Source organism: Streptomyces sclerotialus (genome assembly GCF_040907265.1).
Taxonomy (GTDB): Bacteria; Actinomycetota; Actinomycetes; order Streptomycetales; family Streptomycetaceae; genus Streptomyces; species Streptomyces sclerotialus.
Window position 1 is genome coordinate 7,042,742 of sequence record NZ_JBFOHP010000002.1, and the last position, 17,675, is coordinate 7,060,416.

Genomic DNA, 17,675 nt, shown 5'->3' on the forward strand with positions numbered 1-17,675 from the left:
ACATGGCGGTACGGCGCCGGAGGCGGCAGGGGTCGGAGCCGCTCTGGCTCGACGACGAGGCCGGCCGGCTGGTCCGTCCGTACACCGTCAGCAACGGACGTACCCGCCCGACCGCCCACTTCGACCTGCTGACGATGGTGATGGCCACCGGCAAGCGGCCGGTGGCGTGCCAGGGCCCGGACCACATGCAGGTCCTCGGTCTGTGCGGCGGTCCGGTCTCCGTGGCGGAGGTCGCCGCACACATACGCCTGCCGGCGGTGGTCACCAAGGTGCTCCTCGCGGACCTCGTCGACTGCGGAGCCCTCACCGCCCGGGCCCCCACGCAGGATCCGCACGGCCCGTCGCCCCATACCGACCGAGCCCTCCTGGAGGCGGTGCTGCATGGACTCCGACAGCGTCTTTGAAACGACCGGTACTTGTGAACCGTACGCCCCGGACACCGGGCACGAGGGCGACCCTTTTCCCTCCGCCCTGAAGATCCTCGTCGCCGGCGGCTTCGGCGTCGGCAAGACGACCTTCGTCGGTGCGGTCAGTGAGATCGAACCGCTGTGCACGGAAGAACTCCTCACCCAGGTCAGCATCGGCACCGACTGCCTGGACGGGGTCGAGCAGAAGACCACCACCACCGTCGCGATGGACTTCGGGCGGATCACCGTCAGCACCGACCATGTGCTGTACCTCTTCGGCACGCCCGGCCAGCAGCGCTTCTGGTTCATGTGGGACGAGCTGTCCGCCGGCGCGCTCGGCGCCGTCGTCCTCGCCGACACCCGGCGCCTGGAGGACTGCTTCTCCGCCGTCGACTTCTTCGAGCGCCGCGGCATCGAATTCATCGTCGCGGTCAACCAGTTCGACGGCTCCTTCCACTACGAACCGGACGAGGTGCGCGCCGCCATAGACCTCTCACCCAGCACCCCGGTCGTGCTGTGCGACGCCCGGCACTGCAGTTCCGCGACCAATGTCCTGGTCTCCCTCGTCCAGCACCTACTGACCCCCGCCTTCGCCTCGGAGCTGCCATGAACCGCCCCGCGTCCCGCCTGCCCGCCGCCACGTACGACCCGACCCGCCACCTGCTGCTGACGCCGGACGACGACGAGGCCCCGGCCCGCGTCGCCCGGCTGCGCACGCTCGGCATCGGCGAGGCCCCGCTGCCCGCCTTCGACGACTTCGCGCGGGGCCTCGCCCGCACCACCCGGGCGCCGTACGCCATGGTCAACTTCATCGACGAGCACCGGCAGTACTTCGCGGGGCTCTACACCCCGGCCGAGGAACAGGCCCCCGTCGAGCTGGGACCCGCGCCCGCCAGCGCCCAGCCGGGCCGGGTGATGGCCCGCGACCACGGCTACTGCCCGCACGTCATCGTCCGCCGCAAGGCGCTGGTCCTGGAGGACGTGTGCGACTACCCGCGGTTCGCGGGCAACCCGGTCGTCGACGAGATCGGCATCCGCTCCTACCTCGGCGCGCCGCTGATCGACCGTACGGGCATGGCGCTCGGCACGGTGTGCGTCGTCGACCTCGAACCACGCCCGTGGGGCCGCGAGGGGCTGGAGACCATCAAGTCCATGGCGGCGCGGCTGGTCGACCAGATCCACCTGATGGAGCGGGAGCGGACGGAGGGGCTGTGAGCTCCCCGCGCCCGCGTGACACACAACGGCCCGGTGGGGCCCGCCGGCATTCGGCGAGGCCCCGCCGGGCCGTTGCGCTTCTCCTCTCCCGCAGTAAGTCCTCTCCCGCAGCAGGTCCTGTCCCGCAGTAGGTCCTCTTCCGCAGCCGGCCGGTCCTGTCAGGCTCCCGCAGCGATTCCTGTCAGGTGGTGGCCGGCTGCCGCGTACGCGTGCTGGGGGTCGTACTGCGGGGCAACGTGCTCCTGCGTACGGACCTGGTGCGAGAGCCGGCTGGACCACTCGCCGCGCGCGGAGCCCAGCGCCAGCTCGCCCAGGCGCAGCAGCTGGACGTCGGAGGTGCCGGCCGGCGCGAAGATGTGGTGCGCGTCCCGCAGATAGCGCTCCACCGGGCGGTCGGTGAACAGCCCGCACGCGGCGTGGATGTCCATCGAGTCGCGGGCCGACTCGATCGCCGACTCGACGTTGACGAGCTTGGCGTTCATCAGCTCCGCGTCACAGCTCTCGCCCCGGTCCAGCAGGTGCACCGCGTGATACGCCGCGAGCCGGGCGGTGAGCAGTCTGGACTGGATCCGGCCCAGCTTCATCTTGATGTTGCTCAGCGCCGACAGCGGCTTGCCGTACCGCTGCCGCTCCGCGCAGAAGCGCGCGGTCTCCTCCAGGACCGCCGTGTGGATGCCGAGGGAGACGGCGGTGAGGTTCGGGCGGCCGTACAGCACGCTGGAGGAGTAGGCGACGGCCAGCCCGTCGCCCTCCTGGCCCAGGAGGTTGGCCGCCGGGACGCGGCAGTCGTCGAAGAAGAGCTCGCCGAAGCTGAAGCCGTGCAGGCCCATCGTGTCCGCCTGGGGGCCGACGCGGAAGCCGGGGCGGTCGTGCTCCACCAGGAAGGCCGACAGGCCCTGCGAGCCTTCGCCGGTGCGGACGACCACGCCGTGCAGGTCGCCGACGTGGCTGTTGCCGACGTATATCTTGCGGCCGTTGAGGATGTAGTCGTCGCCGTCGCGGACCGCGCTGCTGGTCATGCCGAGCACGTGGCCGCCGGAGTGGGGCTCGGTGACCGCGATGGTCGGCAGGCACTCACCCGCGGCGATGGCCGGCAGCCAGGTCTGCTTCTGCTCCTCACTGCCGAAGTGGATGATCTTCGCGACGCCGAGCTGGGACGCCTGCACCATCGCGCCCATGGCGGCGCTGACCCGGGACAGCTCCTCGATGATCACTGTCTTGGCGAGGTGGCCGGCCCCCATACCGCCGTAACCGCGCTGTACGGTCGCGCCTATCCACCCCTGGCGGGCGATCCGGCGCGACAGGGCGTGGCAAACGGAACGGCTTGCCTCCATCTCGGCTATGCGGGGCCGGACCTCGCGCTCGGCGAAGTCCCGCACCCTGTGCCGGAGTGCCTCATGCCGCTGATCGGTGAAGTAGCGATGCAAGACGAGCCCTCCTCCGTTATGCGTCCGCGCTAATGGAATTCGCTCATCCGGTACGTGTCATTCCTCGATTGAATCCGGACAGTTGTTCAGTGGTTACCCGGCGTGCAATACCCGTTGGCATACCTGGCGCAGGGCGCATAAAACCTCTACTCGTCGCATTTATGCGGAGACATTGGAGTGCGCATTGATCCTTCACCACCCCATGGGGCTGCCACATGCGAAAACGCAGAACTGGGGCAGGAGTGATCAGAGTTGCTCGCCCCGTAGGTACGTGTGACCGAATTTCGACGGGGTCGCGTCACCGATGGAGTGCGTAGCGCACGCACGCAAGCCACTCGTCCCCGGCGCACCGGAGCAGCGCCAGGTGGCGCGGAGCGCGGCCTGCCGGTGCCGTAGCACCCGCACGCCGGCCCCGCGCCACCCGACGCCTCCCCGCTCGTAGACCTAGTGGCCGGGCTCGCAACAGGAGTCCCGGCGCAGCTGCCGGCCCACCTCCGCCCAGTCCTCGGCACCCGCCCCCTGCACCGCAGCGGTCCGGCTCCCCTCGAACGCGCCCACCAGACCGGCCTGCTCGTACAGCCGCCCGCCGCGCAGCACCCCCGTCGTCCGCACCAGCGCATCGAAATCACGGAACGGATCACCGTCCACGAGCGCCAGGTCCGCGAGCTTGCCCTCCTCCAGCGTCCCCAGATCCCGCTCGGCACCGAACACCCGGGCCGGCAACGCCGTCGCCGTACGCAGCGTCTCCGCGACCGACAGCCCCGCGCCGTGCAGCGCCCGCAGCGCCAGATGCAGCGACAGCCCGATCGGCATCAGCGGCGCGTCCGTCCCCAGCGCCACCAGCCCGCCCTCCGCCAGCACCCGCCGGTAGAACGCCGTCTCCCTGGCCAGATCCGCCAGCTCCGCCTCCGTCGGCCGGTGCGCCGCGTCCTCCCGTACCAGCGCCACGTCCCACGGCGGCATCAGCGCCGTCACCCGCGGATCGTCCGCCAGCCCGGGATCGGCACCCAGCAGCACCCCCGCCGTGAAGGGCGTGGCGACCAGGTGGAAATCGGTCCCGGTGTAGACCTCCGCGGCATCGCTGTACGTACGGGCCGCCGCCGACGTCGCACGCCCGAACTCCAGCCGCTGCGTCGCCTGCAGATGGGTCGTCAGGTCCTGCCCCAGCTGCACCCCCGGCGTCAGCAGATGGCTCCCCGACCGCACCCCCAGCCGCTCGTGCGCGAACTCCGCCGCCTCCCGCATGATCCAGCCCGGCGCCCGCACATACGTCTTCACGAAGTCCCAGTCCAGCGCCGCACCCCGGGCCAGCGACCGGCGCAGCCCCGCCCGCGTCCGGTGCGCCCGCCCCATGCTGTACGCCACCCGCGACCCGTCCAGCAGCTCACCACAGCTCAGCAGCCGCGGACCGGCCAGCACCCCCGCGGCGACCGCCTCCCGCAGCCGCGCCTGCTCGTACGAGAAGCCGCCGAACGACACCGCCGTGGTGATCCCGTACGCCAGCTGCAACGCCGTCTGCCGCCCGCCGTACGTCAACTGCCAAGGGTGCGTGTGCGAATCCCACAGCCCCGGGATCACCGTCCGCTCCGAGGCGTCCACCCGGCGGGCCGCCCGCCGCCCGGCACGGTGCGGCGTGACGGCCGCGATCCGCCCGTCACGGATCACCACGTCCACGTCGTCCCGGACCCGCTCACCCACCCCGTCCCAGAACCGCCCCGCGTGCACCACCGTGTTCGCCGACCGCGCCCGCCGGTGATCCAGCCGCAGCGGCACCGTACGCGGCTCCCCGCCCGCGGCCGGCACCGTCCGTAGCCGCCCCGCCGAAAGGTAGAGCAGCGTACGGGAATCACCCGACCAGGAAGGATGGTCCGCCGGCTCCTCCGTCAGCTGCCGCGGCGCGCCGTCCGGAGTGCCGTCGGGCCGCACCGGCAGCAGCCACAGCGCCGACTCGGCGACCAGCGCCAGCCACCGCCCGTCCGGCGACCACACGGGGCCCGAGTCGTACCGGTCGGAGACCGAGACGTGTGCGTCCACCGCGTGCAGCCGGCTCGCCCCCGACTCCGTGTCCAGCACCCGGATGAGGTTGTAGCCCTCGCGGAACCGCTGGTTGAGCCGGTTGCGGTCGCACAGCGCCAGGTACCGGCCGTCCGGCGACCAGCTCGGCCGCCCCGGCAGCCCGCCCCCGCCCAGCGGTGCCGCGAGCTTCCGCTCCGCACCGGTCCCCAGGTCCCGCACCAGCAGATTGCCCGACATGTCCAGCGCGGCCAGCCGCCGTCCGTCGGGGGAGAGCGCCGGATGCACCCGGCCGCCCTCCGCGAGCACCCGCTCCGCACCCGACGCCACGTCCCGGCGCCGCACCGCGTACAGCCCGTCCCGGTCGTCCGCGTACACCAGCGCCCGGCCGTCCCGCGTCCAGGACGGCGCCAGCAGATAACGCGTCGGACCGGTCTTCACCACACGCCGCGGCGCGCCACCCGAAACAGGCGCCACCCACAGCCCGTTGAGCGCGGCGAACGCGACCCGGCGGCCGTCGGGGGAGAGCGCGGGCAGATGCACCCCCCGCACCGGGCGCGCACCGTCCCGCTCGAAGCCGTAATCCTTGACGCGGTACCGCGGCCGCTCGACCGGCATCCGCGCGGCGAACGGAATGGTCTCGGCGGCGTCCGGCCGCTCCGGCCGGACGACCGTGAACTGCCCGCCCACGGTGACCAGCAGCTCCTCGCGCGAGATCCAGCGCGGCGGCACCGGCATCACATCGCCGTCCACCGCCACCGCGGCCCCGTCGACGACGAGCGTGCACGTCGGGCCCGGGGCCGGAGTGGTCCGCACATAGGCCAGCCGCCCGGCGGGCGACAGGGCCGGCACCATGACTTGCGCGGCCGCCTCCTCGGTGTGCTCCGTGACGACGGGGCCGCGGCCGTCCGCCGGCACCGAGGCGACCGTACGGGACTCCAGCGCGGTCCCCACGAGCCGGCCCCGCACGAACCAGATGCGCGCCCCGTCCGGCGCCCACACCGGATCGAAGTCCTCCCACCCGCCGCCCTGGTGCGGCCCGTCCTGGCCCGGCACCCCCGTCACCCGCGTCAGCTTCCCGCTCGCGAGATCCAGCACCCAGATCCGGTACGGGCTGCCCGCCACCGGGTCACCACCGCGCTCCGAGGCGAACGCGATCCGCTTGCCGTCCGGCGACCAGGCGGGCCCCCGGTCGTCCCACGGCCCGTCGGTCACCTGTCGCAGCCCCGAGCCGTCCGGGGCGAGCGTCCAGATGTGGAACTGGCCGCCCTGGTACCCGCAGACCGCCAGCCGCGAGCCGTCCGGCGCGAAGACCGGCCGGGTCGGCTCCAGGAGGGGCGGGGTGAGCGCCGTCGCCGTACCGCCCGAGCGCGGCACGGACCACAGCACGTTCTGGATCTCCGCGATCAGCCGCTTGCCGTCGGGGGCGAGGGTGGCGGCCCCGTTGGTGGCGGCGGTGAAGGAGAGGGTGGTGGCGGCGCGGGCGGTGGCCGGCACGGGAACGCCCACCAGGCCCACGGCGGCCGCGGCCGTCGCGGTGCCCTGCAGGAAGCGGCGGCGGGAGAAGGGGGAGGGGCCAGCGGTGTCGTCCGGAAAGCTGTCCGTGGTGTCCAACGGTCCTCCTACGACAGGGGATACGTGTGGTGCACAACCGGTCAGGAACCCGCTGATCTTTCCATGCACCGGAGCGGACAGGTCAACACCGCGCACACCACCCCTTGGCGCGCCCGGCCACCGGAGGAGAAGGTGTCCTGGTCCGCCCACCCGCGTCAGCAGTCAGGAGACGACGCCATGCAGCAGGACTTCCACGAGGCGCCCGACGGCACCCGAGTGGCCACCTACACCTGGCTCCCCGGAACAGGCCACCCGCGCGCCCTCGTACAGATCGCGCACGGCGCCGCCGAACACGCCCGCCGCTACGACCGCTTCGCCCGCTTCCTGACCGCACACGGATACGGCGTCCTCGCCTCCGACCACCGCGGGCACGGCGCCACCGCCGCGTCCACCGGCGGGCGCGGCGTCGTCGGCGAGGACGCCTGGCGCCGTACCGTCGACGACCTCAAGGCCATCGGCGACACGGCGCGCGGGCTGCACCCCGGCGTCCCCCTGGTACTGCTCGGCCACAGCATGGGCTCGATGCTCGCCCGGGACTACGCCCAGGAGTACGCCGACGGGCTGGCCGGGCTGATCCTGTCGGGCACCTTCCGTACGCTGCCCGGCGCCGAGATCGAGGGCGCGATCGAGGCCCTGGAGGCCGAGGCGGCGCGGCAGGGCCGCACCGCGCTCTCCGACTTCATCCCGCGCCTCTTCAGTTCGTTCAACGATCCCTATCCGCACCGCACCGGCTTCGAATGGCTCTCCCGGGACGAGGCAGAGGTCGACGCGTACGTCGCCGACGAGCACTGCGGCTTCCCCTTCTGCACGGGCCTCGCACTGGACTGGGTACGCGCCGTCCGCAAGGTCAACGACCCGGCCAACCTGGCCCGCACGCCCCGGGACCTGCCCGTCCACCTCGCCGTCGGCGACCAGGACCCCTGCAACCAGCGGATGACGCTGGTCTACGAACTCCTGGAGGACTTCCGCTACCTCGGCACCGAGGACCTGACCTGGAAGGCGTACCCGGACGCCCGCCACGAGATCCTCAACGAGACCAACCGCGACGAGGTGCAGCGGGACCTGGCGGAGTGGCTGGACAAGCGCGTTGTCAGTGGCGGCCGCTAGCTTGACTTGGGTGTGGCGGTGGTGGGGGAGGGGCCGCGTCACCGTCCCCGACTTGGGGAGAGGGAGGGGCCCTGCCCAGGAACGCGCGCCCCGCCGCCTCCCCCATCACCCCCCGGCAAACCCCCCGGCAAACCCCCCGATCCGCCCCCGCAGCGACGCCGGGTCCAGGCCGTGCGCCGCCAGGTGGGCCGCCATGTCGCCGTAGCGGCGCAGCTCCCGCCGCCCCACGCCCAGCCCCAGTACGCGGTGCGGAATGTCCTGCAGGGCCTCGCCCGCGGCCGCCGCCGACGTACCCGCGAGGTACGGCTCGACGAGCACGACGTCCGCCGCTTCCGTCCCGCCGACGGCAGCCCGCAGCGCCGCGCCGTCGAAGGGCCGTACGGTCGTCGCGTACAGCACGGTGACGTCCAGCCCCGCGGTCGCCGCCAGCACGTTGTCCAGCATCGGCCCGACCGCGACGACGGTCCCCGCACGCCCCTCGCGCAGCGTCAGGAAGCGACTGCCGTCCACCGGCCGCGGCGCCTCGTTGCTCTGCACGGACAGCCGTACGTACACCTTGTCGTCCCCGGCCGCCGCGGCGTGCCGCAGCAGCACCTCCGCCTCGTCCGGATGCCCCGGTACATGCACGGTCCACCCGTCCAGCGTGTCCATCAGCGCCACGTCCCCCGGCGCCATATGGGTGAAGCCGCCCGCGGGCCAGTCGTACGACCCGCCCGCGCTCACGAGCACCCCACCGACTCCCTGATGCCCGAAGTCCAGCTTCACCTGCTCGAAGGGCCGCTCGACCAGGAAGCTGGCGAAGGTGTGCACGACCGGCCGCATCCCGGTGAGGGCCAGCCCGCCGCCCACGCCGACCAGCAGCTGCTCCCTGATCCCGACGTTCAGCACCCGGTCCGGATGCCGCTGCCGCGCCGCGTCGAAGCCGTCCTTGCCGATCTCGGCCAGTACGACGGCCAGTCGCGGATCCTCGTCCAACAGCCGCGAGGTGACCGCGGCGAAGCGTTCCCGCATGGTGTCCATGTGCTCAGGCCTCCTTCGGCTCGACGCGGGCGACGACGGCGTGCGGCCGTCCCGGATGCGGCGCGGTGTACGCCGCGAACAACGCGTCGTGATCCCGCCCGTCGACCGTCCGTACCGACCACCCCGCAGCGGCGAAGCGCGCGGCGATCCCGCCGTCCAGCGGGTAGGAAGCGGACGCGTTGTCGACCACCACCACGTGCAGCCGGTCCAGCCCGGCGGGCCCCGCGTACGCGATGGCCTCGTGGTTGCTGCCCTCGTCCAGTTCGGCGTCGCCGATCAGCACCCAGACCGCGGGCTCGGTGAGCCCCTGGGCGCGCAGCCCGAGGGCGGTACCCACCGCGAGCGGCAGCCCGTGCCCGAGCGACCCGCTGCCGATCTCCGCGCCCGGTACGAGCTGTCCGTCCGGGTGGTGCCCGAGCGGCGAGTCGTACGCACCGAACTCGGGCAGCCACTCCACCGGGAAGAATCCCTTCGCGGCGAGCACCGCGTAGTACGCCATCGGCCCGTGCCCCTTGGAGAGCAGGAACCGGTCCCGGTCAGGTGCCTCGGCGGTGTCCGGCGAGACCCGCAGCACCCGGTCGTACAGGACCCAGAGGGCGTCGAGGGTGGAGGTGGCGGCGGGCCCGTGCTTCTCGTCGCCGGTCATCAGGCCCATGAGCGGGCCGAGTTGGTCGTAACGGTCGTACGGGAGCGGGCCGGCCCCGGCACGTTCCCTCATGAGAGCGTTCGTCATCCCTGTCATGCCGACCACCCTGCAACCTCAACCAAACTTGAGGTCAAGCGCCCATCGACCGCGACGCGCTCCCGCTCCGTGCGACCCTCACACGCACGGCCGCCATACGTGTCGCCCTCGTGCGGGTGGCCGTCCTATGTGATGCCCTCGTGCGCGCGCCCCTCATGCGTGTGGCTCTACACCCCCGGCTTGAACACGTCCTGCTCGATGAGCAGCTTGTCGATCCGGGCCTTGTCCACCCGGTTGGTCACCTCCTCGACCTCCTGCCGGTCGCGGACGCACTTCGCCAGGGTGAACGCCGACGACACCACGAACACGAGCCCGAACGAGAGCGCCGCCTGCACGAAGAAGGCGGTCGTCGTCGGGCGCTGAATGGATGGAGTGCTCATGAGGGGTAGCGTGGCGCTCCGTGACCCGCGCCACATGAGTACGCCTACTCATCCCGGCCTCGGCCGCCCCGTCCGCCACTTCTCTGTATCGCGCAGCGCGCACCCTCTGACATGGGGTATTGTTCTCGTGCACGGCCGCCCGGGACATCCCGGACCGACCGGGCACCGGGACGTGGCGCAGCTTGGTAGCGCACTTGACTGGGGGTCAAGGGGTCGCAGGTTCAAATCCTGTCGTCCCGACTGCGAAGATCGCAGATCGGAAGCCGTTCCAGCTTTGCTGGGGCGGCTTTTTCCGTGTCCACATGCCCCCGGTTCACGCGCCCCGCCGCACGGGTGCGGCCCCCATGAGCTCGCCGCCGCCATCGGCCTGGCGCCTGGCGGCATTCGCAGGGTCGATCAGCGAGTTCGCGGACAAGGACCACGAACTCGTCGTCGGCTGCGCCGGATTCGACACCACCACCGCCAGGCGATCGAAGCGCCGGCGAGTTCGGCACGCCGGTACAGGTCGGCATGGCGGCACGGGTCGCCTCGAATCCACCGTCGGCACCAAGGGGGCCGGCAGGCCGCCCGGCAGGGTGAACGCGCTCACCGAGAGCACCCGGCACTCCGTCCCGCCATCCCACATCGTGATATACCCCGACCGTCACATGAGATACGTGAGATCGTCGCGCTGCTCAGGCGGTTCGTGCGGCCTGTCCGCGAGGGGGACGCGCGCTGCCGTTCGGGCCGTCGGTGCTCGCCGCCGACGACCGTTCCTCACTCTCGCGCGAAAGACTCGAGAAATGCCCGCACCAGCTACCAGCTCCGCTCAGACACCCGTCAATCCGCGGTCCCGCGTGCTCATCGCCAGCCTCATCGGCACGACGATCGAGTTCTACGACTTCTACGTCTACGCGACCGCCGCCGTTCTGGTCTTCCCCCAGCTCTTCTTCCCGAGCAGCGACCCGACGACGGCTCTGCTCTCGTCCTTCGCGGTGTTCGGCGCGGCGATGGTCGCCCGCCCGATCGGCGCCGTCTTCTTCGGCCACCTCGGCGACCGGCTCGGCCGCAAGGGCACGCTGGTGGTCTCGCTCCTCACCATGGGCATCGCCACCTTCCTCATCGGCGTCCTGCCCACGTACGCGCAGGCCGGCTGGGTGGCCACCGCGCTGCTGGTACTGATGCGGATCGCGCAGGGCTTCGCGCTCGGCGGCGAGTGGAGCGGCGCGGCGCTGGTCGCCACCGAGAACGCGCCCAACGGCAAGCGCGCCCTGTACGGCACCTTCCCGCAGCTGGGCGCCCCGCTCGGCTTCATCATCGGCAACGGCCTCTTCCTGATCATCGGCGCGCTGCTGCCGTCCGCCGCGGGCGCCGACCCCTCCCAGCCCTCCGAGGCCTTCCTCGGCTGGGGCTGGCGCATCCCGTTCCTGTTCTCCGCCGTGATGGTCGCCATCGGCATGTGGGTGCGGATGCGGCTGGTCGAGTCGACCGTCTTCGCCAAGACCCGCGAGTCCGGCCTGGTGCGGAAGCTGCCGCTGGTCACCGTCTTCCGCAGCCACTGGAAGCAGCTGATCCTCGGCACCTTCGCCATGCTGGCGACCTACGTGCTCTTCTACCTGATGACCACGTTCTCGCTGAGCTACGGCCGGACCCCGAAGGACGCCGCCGTGCCGGGTCTCGGCTACAGCTACACCACGTTCGTCCTGATGATGATCTTCGGTGTGCTGTTCTTCGCCGTGTTCACCCTGGTTTCCGGCCCGCTCGCCGACAAGTACGGCCGTCGCACCACCCTGCTCCGGGTCACCGCCGCGATCGTGGTCTTCGGGCTCGTGTGGGTGCCGCTGATCGGCCTGGGCACGCTGGGCGTGGTGCTGTGGCTGGTGCTCGGCTTCACGCTGATGGGCATGACCTTCGGTCCGATGGGTGCCCTCCTGCCGGAGCTCTTCCCGACCAGCGTGCGCTACACCGGCTCCGGCATCGCCTACAACGTCAGCTCGATCCTCGGCGCGGCCGTCGCCCCGTTCATCGCGGTCGCCCTCTGGGAGGCCGGCGACGGCTCCCCGTGGCTGGTCGGTGGCTACCTCTCCGTCATGGCCGTACTGACCCTGATCGCCCTGGCGATCAGCAAGGAGACCCGGAACGTCTCCCTGGACGACGGCGAGACCCCCACCCCCGATCAGGACACGACCCCCGCCGCCGCTTCCTCCATTTCCTGAGCCGGCACCGCCCGTCGTATGGATCGCTGCCTCGGTCGGAACGACGGGCGGTGCAAACCGAACTGGTCGTGGTGAAGCGCCGGCTCGGTACGTCGCACCGACCACCGCAGGCTAAACTTTCGCCACATGACCAGCTCGGACGTAGGCGCTCGATTCCTTGAGAATCCGTATATTCTGGACCTTTTTGCCGGTCCGGGTGGTCTTGACGTAGCCGCGCACATGCTCGACGTCCCCTCACTCGGGATCGAGTGGGACAAGGATGCCTGCGAGACGCGTTACAAGGCCGGACTCCGCACATGGCATGCGGACGTCAGTGCCGTGCGTCGCGACAGGTTCGAGGAGCTGCCCAAGGAACTGAACGTGCTGGCCGGCGGTCCGCCGTGTCAGACGTACTCGGTGGCCGGCAGCGGTGCGGGGCGTAAGGCCCTGGCGAAGGTGGAAGAGCTCGTCGATGCGTTGATGGTGCAGCGTGTCGCGGAGGACGAGATCGACAAGCGGCTGGAGGAGCTGCAGGAGAAGGGCGGCGATCCCAGGACCGCTCTGGTCCTGGAACCCCTCCGGTACGCGATCAAGGCACTCGGTAGTCCGAACCGCGAGGGGCGACCGTTCGACGTGATCGTCCTGGAGCAGGTACCCCAGGTCAAGGCTCTCTGGGACGTCTACAAGAAGGCCTTGGAGGTAGGTCTGCCCGGCCCGGGCGGGAGGCTGTTCCGGTACAAGGTCGCCAAGGTCAAGACCTTGCACACCGAGGCATACGGTGTCCCCCAGACCCGTCGCCGTACGATCCTCATCGCGCGGCTCGACGAGCACGGCACCCCTCCGCTTCCGGGCCCCACTCACCACACCTACAACCCGCACAGGCCGAAGCAGGGCGGCCCCGAGGACGAAGAGGCAGTGGCACAGGCCCTCCAGCTGCCGATGGAGGAGGGCGACAAGTCGCCCGAGCCCTGGGTCTCGATGGGGAAAGTGCTCAGGGCGACGAAGCAACGCCCGGAAGGCAGGAAGTCCTCCTTCGAGATCGTGTCGAACTACGGCAGTGGCGGTGATCCGAAGAAGCGTGGGATCCGTACGGACCGCCAACCGTCGTTCACCGTCACGGGGAAGGTCTCCCGCAACGCGGTTCGGCACCCGGACGGCACCCCGCACCACCCGGACCGCCTGACCATCCCCGAGGCCGGCATACTCCAGACCTTCCCGCCCAACTACCCCTGGTCGGGAAACGACAAGTCGCAGCAGGTGGGCAATGCCGTTCCCCCGTTGTTCGGCATGCACGTGCTCGCGGCGGCGCTGGCTCTGCCGCTCCCGCCGGAGGAGAAGCTGCGGGAGAACTGGCCCGAGTTCGACGACGAGGAACGCGCCACTCTCCGGAAGGAGGGCTGCGGAGCTCCGGACGGCTGTGGCCCCGACTGCCCGCCCAAGAATCAGCCCTCCCCGTCGTCCTCCTCCGACTCCTCCCGTCCCCGTACCGGCGCGTCCGCGAAGAGATCGGTGAAGTAGTCCACCAGCGTGCTCACGGAGAGTTCCGGCGCGCGTTCCTCCTCGGGACCGGTCGGGAGCGTGTTCCGTGACACCTGGCGGGCGGTCTCGGCCTCGTCGATCCAGGCGAGCAGCGAACGGGACTCACGCTCGGCGTCGGGAGCGATCACGTCGTACATCAGCGTCGCGGCGGAGGCGTTGACGGCTCCCACCAGGGCGTTGACCTCACGGCCGGTGGTGATGACCCCTTTCGCGACCAGCCGGACGATCGCCTGGGCGGTGGGCCGGTGGTTGATCACGGACATGCGCAGAGCGGTGTTCAGAATGTCCTGGTTGCCGCAGGCAGTGACCACGGGGCCGTAGTCCGAGCCGTCACGGAAGAGCTCGGCTGCCCACCACAGGCGGGCGAAGGCCTGCTTGTGGTACTGCCCCCGAAAGCGTTCGGTCACCACCTTGGCGACCTTGCCGTCCTTGGGTTCCGGCAGATGCCGCCAGACCACGTAATCGGGGGCCACGCCGAGGGCGAGGTAGTTCCAGAGGCCGGGCTCGGCCGCCTCACGGCGGGTGAGGCGGAGAGCCGCGTGCAGGCGAGGAGCGAGCCAGGCGTCGGCCTGAGTGGCCTTGAGACCGTTGCTCCGGCAGTAGGCCATGGCGTCCTCGGCCAGGTCCCGGACCGGCCGCAGGTCGCCGCGCCGTTCCGTGTGCGGCAGCGGTTCGGTGACCTGGTTGAGTTTGATGCTCTGCACCTCCTCGCGGCCGGTGAGCAGTCCTTCGGTGAGGAGTTCTGCCACTTCGGCGTTGGGGAGCAGCGCGAGGCGCTCCGGGAGGTGCTCGGGCCGGCCGGTCATGCGTCGTCCCCCTGCGTGAGTCGTTCCAGGTCGCGGATGGTGGTGGAGAGCGTTCGGGGGATGCCTGCGCGTCGGGAGGCGGCGAAATGGATGCGGGACTGGAGCGCCCCCCAGCCGGTGGCGGAGACGCCTGCCCGGGCCGCGTGGACCTCGCGCAGAGCATCCTCCGGGGCGCGTTCGGGGTACATGTCGGGGAGCATCTCCCGCAGCACGTCACCCTGCCAGCCGTGCGGGAACAGCGGGGTGCCGTCCTCCTCGATCTCCAGGTCGCCGACGGCCGAGTGGAAGACTGCCGTCCAGACCTCGGAGCACATCTGGGCGAGGAGGAGTTCCCGGACGGTCTTCTCCGCGCCGTTGCCGCCGTCCGCACCGATCAGGTCGCCGAGCCCGTCGAAGTCGGTGTTGACACGTACGACAGGGATCCGTCCGGTGGTGTCGACCAGCCAGGGGGAGTCCTTGAAGCGCTGAAGTCGGCTCGCTCCGGAGGCGAAGCCGACCATCTTGACATCGAGTTCACGGGCGAGCGAGGGAGCGGCCTCGACGACGTCGACGAACCACTCCGCGTCGGAGGTGGCGATCACCCGGCCGGGGACGCCGTCCACGGTGGCGACGACGTGTACGGCGAGGGACGCACGGTCGAGGAGGTCGCAGCGGTGGATGTACAGCTCGGCGGTCCGTTCGCGGTCGTCGACGGAGACCGAGGAAAACTCCACGGCTGTGCGGGTGTTGGTGGCGCGCTCGGTGAGCACCGCCACGACCTTGACGTCCTGCCAGGGGCCTGTGGGGTCCAACGCCTTGGCCGGGAGGCCGGCGAAGAGACGGAGTCGCGCCTCGACCCAGTCGGGACGGTCCTCGTCGGGCCCGAGGGCCACGACGCGCTCGACGGTGGAGACGTACTTGCTCTCCACGTCCTCCCAAGGTTCGCCCTCGGCCTTGAGCTGGGCGCTCTCGACGCGCCAGGACACATTGCCGCTGAGCCGCCGGTAGGGGTAGACCTTCACGCCTGCTCCCCCTTTCCGCTGCGGAGTTCGACGACGAGCCCGGTGAGTTGGGCCCGGACCGGGTGGCGGGACACATCGGTGACGCCTCGGAAGACGACCTTGCGGCTGCCGGGGGACAGGTGCAGGGACCCGTCGACGACCTCGCAGCCGCTGACGGCGACGAGGTCCTTCCAGGGCGCGGCGGGACGCGGGCCGGAGCGCACGTCGAACTTGGCGATCGGCGTGACCGGACGGTCCGTGTCGACGCCCGGCGACACCCGCAGGTCGACGGTGACCGACCAGGCTCCGGTGTTGTCGATCAACGCGTCCACGTTGTCCAGTTCGGGCAGGGCCGCAGTACCGGCCGGGCGCGCCTTCTTCGTGCCGCCGCCCACCTTGAGCCGGCCGGCGATCTTGGCCTCGCCCCCGCTGCGGCGCTTGGCCCGCGGCACGGCGACCAGATCGCGCACCGCGCTGTTGGCAGCGGTGGTCATGGCGGCGATGCGTCGGTGGGCCGAGGGCGAGTAGGTGAGGCGGAGTTCTTCGGTCTGGCCCCACTTGTTGTGCTCGGGTGGCTCGGAGGCGCGGAGGAACTCCTCGGCGGCCTCGGCGCCGGGGGCGTCCTCACCGGCCGCGCGGCCGGTGAGAAGGATGGCCTGGAAGGGGTTGGTGCCGATCGGAACGTTGGTGACGGCGCTGTCCTTGACGGTCATACGGTTGCCCCGCATGGAGACCAGCCGATTGGGGCGGCCGTCGGCGTCCTCGGCGTGGGTGACCAGGAGCACCGCCTCGTGGGGCACACCGCCGCGTACCTGACCGCCGTGGAGGGGCACGTTCAGCTGCACGGAGGCGCGGGCGACCTGTCCGGGGCCGGTGAGACGGTCGACGGTGTCACCCTCCAGAAAGGCACGCAGGGCGCGGGTCCGGGAGGGCTGTGTGACGACCGGATCCACACGCTCCTCGGCAATGAGGACTTCATCGTTCCGGTAGGTGCGAACGGACGCTTCGAGATGCGGCTTGTGGACGCCGCCGCCGGTCATCGCCGCCCAGAAGTTGCGGCCCAGCGCGTCGACGAGTCGGGCGTGCATGCGGTGGATGGAGTCGTCGTCCTCGGGGCTCTCCTCCTCGTCGAAGGTGCCGGTGACGGGCGCCAGGCTGGCGACGTCGTGGGCGCCGACGATGAGGAAGGAGGTCCCGGGGGCCGCGCTCTCGCGGGTGAGGCGGAGCTTTTCGACGGTCTCCTCGTCGGCCCACCAGGAGCGGGCCACGTCGGCGGACCTGGCGTCCGGGTCAGGACGCCCGAACCAGGCCGGGCCCGCGAATTCCTGGCCGTCGACCTCGCGCCAGGGGAGGTCGAGCCGGCCGATCAGACGGCGCTCGGTGCGCCCCTCGTGGGGTTCGGAAAGGGTGGAATTGATCAGCACGAGGCCCAGCCGGCTGGTGGCCCAGAGCGTGGCCTTGCCCAGACCGTACGAGCCGCCTGCCCCGGGGCCCTTCTTGTGACTGTCGAGCTGTCGGCGGACGACGGCGGCGAAGAGTCCGTTGTCGTAGTCTCCGCCGGTCAGGCCGGTGGCGTTGTAGTCGTCGACGCGGAGCAGTACCAGGCGGTCGTGCTGGTACATGTCACGCAGTCCGGCGGCGATCGTGCGCGAGACCTTGCCCTGCTTGCCGTTCTCGGCGGTGAGCGCCTCGTAGTGCGGGAGCAGCCGCTCCCAGTCGACGGCTTCGCGGAAGCGGGCAAGGGCCTCGCCGGTCAGTTCGTGAAGGGTGTACCGGACCCGGACGGGCTCGGCGGGGTCCAGGCGCGCGTCGAGACTGTTCTGGGTGGCCTCGCGGGCGAGGACCGAGACGTCGGCTTCGAAGGCGAATGCGGCGGCGTTGCCGTACTCGCGGCCGCCGTCGGCGTGGGCGGGGCGGTGGTACCAGGAGACGGGTAGTCCTACCTGGGCGTCGGCGCTGCGGGTGTGGATGGTTTCCAGGTCGGTTCGGAGCACCTCGGCGATGCGCCGGATGGTCTCGTCCCGGGGGACCGAGCGGCCCACGATCCAGGCCGAGACGGCGGCTCGGGTCATGCCCAGCTCCTCCGCCAGATCGGTCTGGCTCTTCCTGGCGTTCTTGAGCTGGCGTGCCAGCCAGGGGCCGAAGCCCTCAGCCGCCTCCATGTCCCACCCGCTTCCGTTCGTATCCCTCTTCACTGGGCGAGTCCCACGGTACAGCACCGCTGTTGACACGCTGGAACTCTTGTCAACGG

Annotated in this window: 14 protein-coding genes and 1 tRNA gene; 7 read left to right on the top strand and 8 right to left on the bottom strand. The window is 71.1% G+C overall.

Going from position 1 to position 17,675, the window contains the following annotated elements:
- Positions 1 to 2: 2 nt before the first annotated feature.
- The 3 genes from AAC944_RS31015 to AAC944_RS31025 are packed head-to-tail and all read left to right on the top strand — an operon-like array spanning position 3 to position 1,622.
- A complete protein-coding gene (locus AAC944_RS31015) occupies positions 3 to 404 on the top strand; it encodes a DUF742 domain-containing protein (protein ID WP_030612603.1) in 402 nt (133 codons plus the stop codon).
- A complete protein-coding gene (locus tag AAC944_RS31020; RefSeq protein WP_078888468.1) occupies positions 382 to 1,017 on the top strand; it encodes a GTP-binding protein in 636 nt (211 codons plus the stop codon). The genes AAC944_RS31015 and AAC944_RS31020 overlap by 23 nt, the downstream gene beginning before the upstream one ends.
- Positions 1,014 to 1,622: a GAF domain-containing protein gene (locus AAC944_RS31025; RefSeq protein WP_030612596.1), complete on the top strand. Its 609-nt coding sequence runs from the start codon at positions 1,014 to 1,016 to the stop codon at positions 1,620 to 1,622. Before AAC944_RS31020 ends, AAC944_RS31025 begins: the two co-directional genes overlap by 4 nt.
- A gap of 158 nt (positions 1,623 to 1,780) precedes the next feature.
- Here the strand turns inward: AAC944_RS31025 and AAC944_RS31030 are convergent, their stop codons facing one another.
- Positions 1,781 to 3,049, bottom strand: coding sequence for an acyl-CoA dehydrogenase family protein (locus AAC944_RS31030; RefSeq protein WP_078888467.1), 1,269 nt, complete (start codon positions 3,047 to 3,049; stop codon positions 1,781 to 1,783).
- Positions 3,050 to 3,493: 444 nt separating this feature from the next.
- Complete coding sequence (locus AAC944_RS31035) at positions 3,494 to 6,676, bottom strand: amidohydrolase family protein (protein ID WP_030612590.1); 3,183 nt, start codon at positions 6,674 to 6,676, stop codon at positions 3,494 to 3,496.
- Positions 6,677 to 6,853: 177 nt separating this feature from the next.
- On the opposite strand from AAC944_RS31035, the gene AAC944_RS31040 reads away from it, so the two are divergent.
- Positions 6,854 to 7,783: an alpha/beta fold hydrolase gene (locus AAC944_RS31040; protein ID WP_030612587.1), complete on the top strand. Its 930-nt coding sequence runs from the start codon at positions 6,854 to 6,856 to the stop codon at positions 7,781 to 7,783.
- A 105-nt stretch (positions 7,784 to 7,888) separates the two neighbouring features.
- Here AAC944_RS31040 and AAC944_RS31045 read toward each other — a convergent pair whose 3' ends face one another.
- The 3 genes from AAC944_RS31045 to AAC944_RS31055 all read right to left on the bottom strand — a co-directional run bounded on the left by AAC944_RS31045 (position 7,889) and on the right by AAC944_RS31055 (position 9,925).
- Positions 7,889 to 8,803 carry a transketolase family protein gene (locus AAC944_RS31045; protein ID WP_030612584.1) on the bottom strand — a complete coding sequence of 305 codons (915 nt, stop codon included), beginning with the start codon at positions 8,801 to 8,803 and terminating at the stop codon, positions 7,889 to 7,891.
- A 4-nt stretch (positions 8,804 to 8,807) separates the two neighbouring features.
- Positions 8,808 to 9,521, bottom strand: a complete 714-nt coding sequence (locus tag AAC944_RS31050; protein WP_037771862.1) for a thiamine pyrophosphate-binding protein — start codon at positions 9,519 to 9,521, stop codon at positions 8,808 to 8,810.
- 191 nt (positions 9,522 to 9,712) lie between these two features.
- Positions 9,713 to 9,925 (bottom strand): hypothetical protein, encoded by a 213-nt coding sequence (locus tag AAC944_RS31055; RefSeq protein WP_030612577.1) that lies wholly within the window; start codon positions 9,923 to 9,925, stop codon positions 9,713 to 9,715.
- Positions 9,926 to 10,091: 166 nt separating this feature from the next.
- Here AAC944_RS31055 and AAC944_RS31060 point away from each other — a divergent pair.
- The 3 genes from AAC944_RS31060 (at position 10,092) to AAC944_RS31070 (ending at position 13,617) form a co-directional block, all read left to right on the top strand.
- A tRNA-Pro gene (locus tag AAC944_RS31060) sits at positions 10,092 to 10,165 on the top strand.
- Between the two features lie 542 nt (positions 10,166 to 10,707).
- Positions 10,708 to 12,120 (top strand): MFS transporter, encoded by a 1,413-nt coding sequence (locus tag AAC944_RS31065; protein ID WP_030612575.1) that lies wholly within the window; start codon positions 10,708 to 10,710, stop codon positions 12,118 to 12,120.
- A gap of 126 nt (positions 12,121 to 12,246) precedes the next feature.
- Positions 12,247 to 13,617 carry a DNA cytosine methyltransferase gene (locus tag AAC944_RS31070; protein ID WP_030612572.1) on the top strand — a complete coding sequence of 457 codons (1,371 nt, stop codon included), beginning with the start codon at positions 12,247 to 12,249 and terminating at the stop codon, positions 13,615 to 13,617.
- On the opposite strand, the gene AAC944_RS31075 is transcribed toward AAC944_RS31070, so the two are convergent.
- The 3 genes from AAC944_RS31075 to AAC944_RS31085 are packed head-to-tail and all read right to left on the bottom strand — an operon-like array spanning position 13,542 to position 17,586.
- Positions 13,542 to 14,444: a DUF6339 family protein gene (locus AAC944_RS31075; protein WP_030612569.1), complete on the bottom strand. Its 903-nt coding sequence runs from the start codon at positions 14,442 to 14,444 to the stop codon at positions 13,542 to 13,544. The genes AAC944_RS31070 and AAC944_RS31075 overlap by 76 nt on opposite strands.
- Positions 14,441 to 15,445 (bottom strand): hypothetical protein, encoded by a 1,005-nt coding sequence (locus AAC944_RS31080; RefSeq protein WP_030612567.1) that lies wholly within the window; start codon positions 15,443 to 15,445, stop codon positions 14,441 to 14,443. The genes AAC944_RS31075 and AAC944_RS31080 overlap by 4 nt, the downstream gene beginning before the upstream one ends.
- Positions 15,442 to 17,586 (bottom strand): helix-turn-helix domain-containing protein, encoded by a 2,145-nt coding sequence (locus tag AAC944_RS31085; RefSeq protein ID WP_030612566.1) that lies wholly within the window; start codon positions 17,584 to 17,586, stop codon positions 15,442 to 15,444. Before AAC944_RS31085 ends, AAC944_RS31080 begins: the two co-directional genes overlap by 4 nt.
- Positions 17,587 to 17,675: the final 89 nt, after the last annotated feature.

Excerpts from the sequence above, each read along its gene's own strand:
- AAC944_RS31015 (WP_030612603.1), top strand. The coding sequence starts at position 3 with ATGGCGGTACGGCGCCGGAGGCGGCAGGGGTCGGAGCCGCTCTGGCTC.
- AAC944_RS31020 (WP_078888468.1), top strand. The coding sequence starts at position 382 with ATGGACTCCGACAGCGTCTTTGAAACGACCGGTACTTGTGAACCGTAC.
- AAC944_RS31025 (WP_030612596.1), top strand. The coding sequence starts at position 1,014 with ATGAACCGCCCCGCGTCCCGCCTGCCCGCCGCCACGTACGACCCGACC.
- AAC944_RS31040 (WP_030612587.1), top strand. The coding sequence starts at position 6,854 with ATGCAGCAGGACTTCCACGAGGCGCCCGACGGCACCCGAGTGGCCACC.
- AAC944_RS31045 (WP_030612584.1), bottom strand. The coding sequence starts at position 8,803 with ATGGACACCATGCGGGAACGCTTCGCCGCGGTCACCTCGCGGCTGTTG.
- AAC944_RS31050 (WP_037771862.1), bottom strand. The coding sequence starts at position 9,521 with ATGAGGGAACGTGCCGGGGCCGGCCCGCTCCCGTACGACCGTTACGAC.
- AAC944_RS31055 (WP_030612577.1), bottom strand. The coding sequence starts at position 9,925 with ATGAGCACTCCATCCATTCAGCGCCCGACGACGACCGCCTTCTTCGTG.
- AAC944_RS31065 (WP_030612575.1), top strand. The coding sequence starts at position 10,708 with ATGCCCGCACCAGCTACCAGCTCCGCTCAGACACCCGTCAATCCGCGG.
- AAC944_RS31070 (WP_030612572.1), top strand. The coding sequence starts at position 12,247 with ATGACCAGCTCGGACGTAGGCGCTCGATTCCTTGAGAATCCGTATATT.
- AAC944_RS31075 (WP_030612569.1), bottom strand. The coding sequence starts at position 14,444 with ATGACCGGCCGGCCCGAGCACCTCCCGGAGCGCCTCGCGCTGCTCCCC.
- AAC944_RS31085 (WP_030612566.1), bottom strand. The coding sequence starts at position 17,586 with ATGGAGGCGGCTGAGGGCTTCGGCCCCTGGCTGGCACGCCAGCTCAAG.